7 protein-coding genes are annotated in these 6270 nt (G+C 71.4%); 3 read left to right on the top strand and 4 right to left on the bottom strand.

What is annotated here, in order from left to right:
• The 3 genes from ACME2J_RS10675 to ACME2J_RS10665 form a co-directional block, all read right to left on the bottom strand.
• Positions 1-563: tetratricopeptide repeat protein (locus tag ACME2J_RS10675; RefSeq protein WP_495544896.1), on the bottom strand; the 563-nt coding region annotated here is incomplete at its 3' end.
• A 316-nt stretch (positions 564-879) separates the two neighbouring features.
• Entirely contained in the window at positions 880-1281 is a 402-nt protein-coding gene (locus ACME2J_RS10670; RefSeq protein ID WP_495544895.1) for a type II toxin-antitoxin system VapC family toxin, read from the bottom strand.
• Positions 1278-1514, bottom strand: coding sequence for a type II toxin-antitoxin system Phd/YefM family antitoxin (locus tag ACME2J_RS10665; RefSeq protein ID WP_495544894.1), 237 nt, complete (start codon positions 1512-1514; stop codon positions 1278-1280). The genes ACME2J_RS10670 and ACME2J_RS10665 overlap by 4 nt, the downstream gene beginning before the upstream one ends.
• Before the next feature lie 379 nt (positions 1515-1893).
• Here ACME2J_RS10665 and ACME2J_RS10660 point away from each other — a divergent pair, with 379 nt between their 5' ends.
• From ACME2J_RS10660 to ACME2J_RS10650, 3 genes are all read left to right on the top strand, one after another.
• Positions 1894-2505: a class I SAM-dependent methyltransferase gene (locus ACME2J_RS10660; protein WP_495544893.1), complete on the top strand. Its 612-nt coding sequence runs from the start codon at positions 1894-1896 to the stop codon at positions 2503-2505.
• Between the two features lie 224 nt (positions 2506-2729).
• Positions 2730-4406: a PHA/PHB synthase family protein gene (locus tag ACME2J_RS10655; RefSeq protein ID WP_495544892.1), complete on the top strand. Its 1677-nt coding sequence runs from the start codon at positions 2730-2732 to the stop codon at positions 4404-4406.
• The gene (locus tag ACME2J_RS10650; protein ID WP_495544891.1) at positions 4403-5284 is read left to right on the top strand and encodes an alpha/beta fold hydrolase; all 882 of its coding nucleotides are present in this window, start codon (positions 4403-4405) and stop codon (positions 5282-5284) included. Before ACME2J_RS10655 ends, ACME2J_RS10650 begins: the two co-directional genes overlap by 4 nt.
• A gap of 79 nt (positions 5285-5363) precedes the next feature.
• On the opposite strand, the gene ACME2J_RS10645 is transcribed toward ACME2J_RS10650, so the two are convergent.
• Positions 5364-6233 (bottom strand): LysR family transcriptional regulator, encoded by an 870-nt coding sequence (locus tag ACME2J_RS10645; protein ID WP_495544890.1) that lies wholly within the window; start codon positions 6231-6233, stop codon positions 5364-5366.
• Between the last annotated feature and the right edge of the window lie 37 nt (positions 6234-6270).

Below are 6270 nucleotides of genomic sequence, written 5' to 3'. Positions count from 1 at the left end.
CCTGCCCATCGCCACTCCTCACGTCGAGTGTTGCGACGACCAGTTGAATCCACCCCGTTTCGCACCACGACTCGTGCCTCTCTTGTTCTTCCCTGCTCTCGTAGGAACTGCGCGAGGATGTACGCGTGTCGGGGGGTCTCGGGGGCGCTGTCATGTGCCGACCTGAGTAGCTGCTCCGCCTTGGCGTGCTCGCCCAGGGCCCAGCAGAGTCGTCCCGAGAGATGGATCGCGTCAAAGAGGAAGATGAAATCGTCTGGAGGGTCCGTCAATACCTCTCGGAGCAAGCGCCGCACGGAGCCATACTCACGGTGCCCGAATAGCAGGCTCGCTACGCGAAATTTGCTTGCGCGATCCAGTTGCGGTTGTGACGCGAGGTGCTCCAGCAGGTCGAGTTCGTCTCGCTGGGATCGCTCGCCCACGATGGTTGCGAGGCGAAGGAGAAGGCGCGGTTCGTTGGGCCAGCGGGTTAGTGCGTGGCGGAGCTGCGATATGGCAGCGTCCTCGTCGCTTTGTGCGAGCAGGCGCTCGATCGCATCGAGGCTGTCTTCGAGCGAATTATCCACCGAGATCGCTCAAGATATCGAGTGCCTGTGCGGCAGCATCGGCCTGGTCACGTCCCTACGGTTGGTGTAGGAGCGGGTCGGACGGAACGTCGGCGGCGAAGCTGGCGCTGACGATCCGCGGCGCGATCCGCGACCCGCCCACGCCGCGTCGCGCTGCCACGGGTGCGCTTCCATCCCGGGGTCCGGTACTCGAACCAGGTCAGCGGCCGGTGCGCCGGGGGCGCCCCTCACCGTTCGCTGACCTTCCGCGTGCGTTCGCGAGCATGGCGGACCTGATGGTCACCGCGCCCGAGCACCTCGGGGCCCTGACGACCGATCAGGGAAGGGCGACCACGTCCAAGCCGTCGATGCCCGCGAAGTCCGCTGGGTTGGCGGTGTACACCGGGAGGTCGTTGGACAGCGCGATTGCGGCGATCATGGCGTCGTAGGCACGGGCGGCGGGCTTGCGTCCCGCTGCTCTCAACGATGCGGCGACCCGGCCGAACGCACGGGCTGCTGCGCCGTCGAACGGGAGCGGGTCGAAGTCCGCCTCGGCCTGTTGGAGGTGCGCCTGGCGGGCGGCACGCTCGCGCTCGTCGGTGGTGACCAGTGGGCCGACGGACAGCTCGGCGAGCGTGATCGTTGAGATCAGCGGCTGCTCGGGAAGCAGGGCGGGGTCGATCACGCGCAGCCGGATGACAGCGGACGTGTCGAGCAGCCCGCGCGTGGCGGCGCTCACAGCGCGGCGTCGACGGTGGCGTCGATGTCGGCCCGCAGCGCGCGCTCGTCGACGGCGGGCAGCGAACGCCACCGGGATACGAGAACGTCGGCGGCGACAGGTCGGGGACCGAGTGGTCGCAGCTGCGCGACTGGCTCACCGGCGCGCGTGATCGTGATCGGCTCGCCGCCGGCGGCGCGCTCGACGATGTCGCCCCCATGGTTGCGCAGATCGCGGATGCTCACCTCGGCCATCCACCAAGTGTATCACCCGTGATACACCCGAGCCTACGGAACCGAAGGTCATAGGTTCGAATCCTATCGGGCGCGCTGCAAGAAGCCCCGCATTTGCGGGGCTTCTTTGCGTCTGTGGTCCCCCTTCGTCGCTCTGTCTGGTCGACGACGCGGGCGCGAGGCGCCCGTCCCGCACCCGGGCGGGCGGCGTGGTCAGCACTCACCACGTGCGGTGACCGAGGTTGGTGAATCTCCGCGATGCGGAGGACCCGCTCCCGGACCTAGGCTCGTTCCTGGAACCTCGGATCGAGTCCGCCTCGATGGAGACGAGCGAGATGTCCGCACGTTCCCCGCGCGCCCTGTGCGTCGCGCTCGACACGACGGTGACGAGGAGGTCACGATGAACTACGAGCTCGCCTACGCGGTCGGCTTTCACCCTTGGGAGGACGCCGCGGGCGATCCTCCGTTCGTGGACACGTTCTCGGAGCTCATGGAGCGGGAGGAACAGGGGCGCGAGCCGCCCCACGGGCCGGCCCTCGACATCGGCACGGGCAGCGGGGTCTGGGCTGTCGAGCTCGCGAGACGCGGATGGCAGGTCACCGGGGTGGACATCGTCGAGAAGGCGCTGCGGCGGGCGCGCGAGCGCGTCGAGAGCGAGGGCGTCGAGGTGCGACTCGTCAACGCAGACGTCACCGCGCTGCGAGACACGGGCGTCGGCGAGGGCTTCCGGCTGGTGCTCGACACGGGGACGTTCCACGGACTGGAGCCAGCCCGACAACGGGCCTTCGGCCAGGAGGTGACCGCGGTCGCCGCGCGCGACGCCACGGTGCTGCTCCTCGTCTGGCCGCGCCGCCGCCGACCGCTGATCCGCGGGGCGACCCGCAGCGACGTGCAGACGGCCTTCCCTGGCTGGAGCATCACCGACGTGGAACCCTCGCACTTCTCGCTGCCCAAGCCGATGGAGCTGCTGCTGCGGCCCGACGAACACTGGTACCGGCTCCGCCGCGAGTGAGCGCAGATGGATTCGAGCGGCAGCTGCTGCCCGGAGCGATGACGACGAACCCCGGGTCCACCGCGGGTCGTCGTGCTTCTCCCCAGGGCCGCGCGCCGTCCGGTTGGACACCCGGACCGCAGCGGGTCACCGTTGGTCTCCAGTCCCCCGGCGGGCGACGCGGGACGGCCTCTCGCCGGCCGCCGGCCCGGCGAGGGTCGATTCGGAGGGAGCAGCAAGGCGCGATGACGGAGCAATTGCAGAGCACGGGTGGGGTCGCACAGCTGGACGGAGCGCAGGACGGCGTCGAGGACCCCGTTCCCGAGCCCGACGGCCTCCTCAGCGCCGGACGCATCCCCGGCATCATCCGCGGCGCCGCGCGCCACGGTCTCCATCTCTTCGGCGAGGCTGCCTCGGTGGTCACGGGCGGCTCGACGCTCGAGCCCGCCAAGGGCGACAAGCGCTTCTCCGACCCGGCGTTCACCGACAACCCCGTCTACCGCCGGGTCATGCAGCTGTACCTCGCCTGGTGCGCCGAGGTCGGCCACGTCGTCGAGGAGGGCGAGCTCGGCTGGCGTGACCGGGAGCTCGTGCGCTTCATCGCCGCGATCCTCACCTCGTCGACGGCGCCGACGAACACGCTGCTCGGCAATCCGCGGGCGATGAAGCGCGCGTTCGACACCGCCGGCGCGAGCCTCGTCCTCGGGCTGCGCAACCAGGTCTCCGACATCGTGCGCAACGGCGGGATGCCGTCGCAGACCAAGCGCGGCGCTCTGCGGGTGGGGGAGGACCTCGCGGTCACCCCCGGCGCGGTCGTCTATCGCGACGCGGTGTGCGAGGTGCTGCAGTACGAGCCGACGACGAGCGAGGTCTACGAGCGGCCGCTGCTGATGATCCCCCCGCAGATCGGCAAGTACTACTTCATGGACCTCGCGCCGGGGCGCAGCTTCGTCGAGCACGCGGTCGGGCGCGGCATCCCGATGTTCGTCATCAGCTGGAAGAACCCCGGCGCCGACGAACGCGACTGGAACCTCGACGTCTATGCGTCGTCCGTCCTGCGGGTGATGGACGCGGTGCGCGAGATCACGGGCAGCCGGGACCTCAACGTCCTCGGTCTCTGCGCGGGCGGGATCCTCACGTCGATCGTCCTCGCCTACCTCGCCGACACCGGCGACGACCGCGTGAACAGCGCGAGCTTCGGCGTCACGCTCCTCGATTTCGACGAGCCGACCCCCGTCGGCATGTTCAACCTGCCGATCGTCGTCGGGCAGGCTCGCAAGCGCTCGAGCCGGGCCGGGCTCCTCGACGCGCGGTCCCTCGCGACGATCTTCAACTGGATGCGCCCGAACGACCTCGTCTGGAACTACTGGGTCAACAACTACCTGATGGGCGAGGATCCGCCCGTGTTCGACATCCTCGCGTGGAACGCCGACGGCACCGCGCTGCCGGCGGCGCTGCACCACCAGTTCCTCAAGCTGTTCAACCTCAACGTCCTCGCCGAGGGCAGGCTGCAGGTCCTCGGTCACCGCATCGACCTCGGCAAGGTGACGGTCGACGTCTACGCGACCGGGGCGACGACCGACCACCTCACGCCGTGGAAGGGCTGCTACCGCACGACGCAGCTCATGTCGGGCGACACGACGTTCGTGCTCTCCAACGCCGGCCACATCGCGAGTCTCATCAATCCGCCCGGCAACCCGAAGGCGCACTACTTCGCGGGCCCCGAGCCCGGGCCCGACCCCGACGCGTGGCGAGCCGAGGCCGTGGAGGTGCGCGGCACCTGGTGGGAGCACTGGGCCGAGTGGATCGGTGAGCGCTCCGGCGGGATGGTGCCCGCTCCCAAGGCCCTCGGCAACGACGTCCATCCCCCGCTCGACCCGGCGCCCGGGCTCTACGTCCGCGGACGGGCGCCGGCTCCGTGAGCGAGGAGGCCGCCGGGGCCTCCGCCGACACGTCGGAGGCCCTCGAGGAGGCGACGTTCCTCGACGTTCACGGGCTGAGCGTGCGCGTCGCGCACACGAACCTGGGCGAGGGACGCCCGCTCGTCCTCATCAACGGGATCGGGGCGCCGCTCGAGATGTGGGAGCCGTTCGTCGCCCACCTCGACGACCGCGAGCTCGTCCGTCTCGACCTCCCCGGGTGCGGCATGTCGAGCGCGCCGCGTCGCCCGCTGCGCATGCGCGAGATCGCCGCGGTCGTCACGGGGGTCATGGACCTGCTCGGGCTCCGGCAGCCCGACGTCCTCGGCTACTCCTTCGGCGGGACCGTCGCCCTCGAGCTCGCCCACCGCTTCCCCCGTCGCGTCGGCCGGCTCGCGCTCTGCAGCACCGTCCCCGGCACGCCGGGGATGCTCCCGCACCCGCTCATCATCGCGATGATGCTCAACCCGCTGCGGTACTACGACCGCCGGGCGGCCGAGATCATGGTGCCCCTCATCGCCGGCGGGCGCACGGCACGCGACAGGGCGCGGATGGAGTCCGACGTCGCGCGCCGCCAGACGCACCCCCCGAGCGCGCTCGGCTACGGCTACCAGCTCGCCGCGGTCTCGACCTTCAGCGCGTGGCCGTGGCTGCACCGGCTGCCGCATCGCACGCTCGTGCTCCACGGTCGCGGCGATCCCGTCGCACCCGTCATCAACGCCCGGCTCATGTCCGCGACGATGCGCGACGCCGTGCTGCACGTCGTCCCCGACGGCGGCCATCTCGTCCTCCTCGACGACCCCGGCCAGGCGGCGCCGCCGATTCTGCGATTCCTCGACGCGCACCCGTCGATGCTCGCGTCGCGGCCGCGCCGCCGCTGACGGGCGCGCGCGGCGCCGACGGCGACGGGCATCCGGCCGGCGCGTCAGAGAGCTGCGTCCCCGTGTCCGCGCGGTGGGCTCACCCCACGAGCGTCTGCAGCAGCGCGTCGGCGGTCGGCAGCGCGGAGCGGCCCGACCGCTGCACGGCCGCGAGCGTCCGGCGCGTCAGCTCGCCGTCGCGCACCGGGATGAGCGGGTCGGGGCCCCGCTCGGCCTGCACGACGGGGAGGACGGTCCACCCGACGCCGATCCGGACCATGGCGGCGAGCACCTCGGGCTGGTGCGACTCGGCGACGACATCGAACGACGCGCCGGCGCGGCGCAGCGCGTCGGCGACGATCGCCCGCGTGCTCGATCCCTGCGGGAACGTCACCCACGGCCCCCAGGTCCCCGCGCGGCCAGGCCGGACGCCGGGCGGGGCGTAGACCGCGAGCGGCTCGTCGATCAGCGGCGTGACCGTGAGGCCCGACGGATCCTCCGGCTGCACGCACACGACGAGGTCCAGCGCGCCCCGCTTGAGCTGCTCGAGGACGACGCCCGACGGCGCGACGGTGAGTCGCAGCTCGACGTCGGGCCGCTCGCGACGGAAGCGGTGCAGCGCGTCGGAGAAGTGGTCGACGGCCGCCACGTCGATCATCCCGACCCGCAGCGGCCCGACATGGCCGGAGCGCTGCTGGGCGACGAGCCGCGCGAGCTCGCCGGTCTCGGCGAGCACCCGCTCGGCGTAGCGGACGACGTCCGCGGCCTGCGCGGTGAGCTTGCGCGCGCGGCCGGCCGACTCGAAGAGCGGGAGGCCGACGCGGCGCTCGAGCTCGGCGAGGCCCTGCGAGAGCGCGGAGGGCGACACGCCGACCGTCTCGGCGGCGCGGGCGAACGTCGGCTCCCGCGCCGCCGCGACGAGGTACTCGAGCTGCTGGACCGTGAGGTTCGGAAGGGCCGGATCGTTCACGAGGCGCCGACCATACAACAGTCTTGCTTCATGGATG

It is taken from the genome of Paraconexibacter sp., assembly GCF_059438195.1.
The sequence above is the reverse complement of the archived record's forward strand: the minus strand, read 5'-3'. Positions and strand labels throughout refer to the sequence as shown.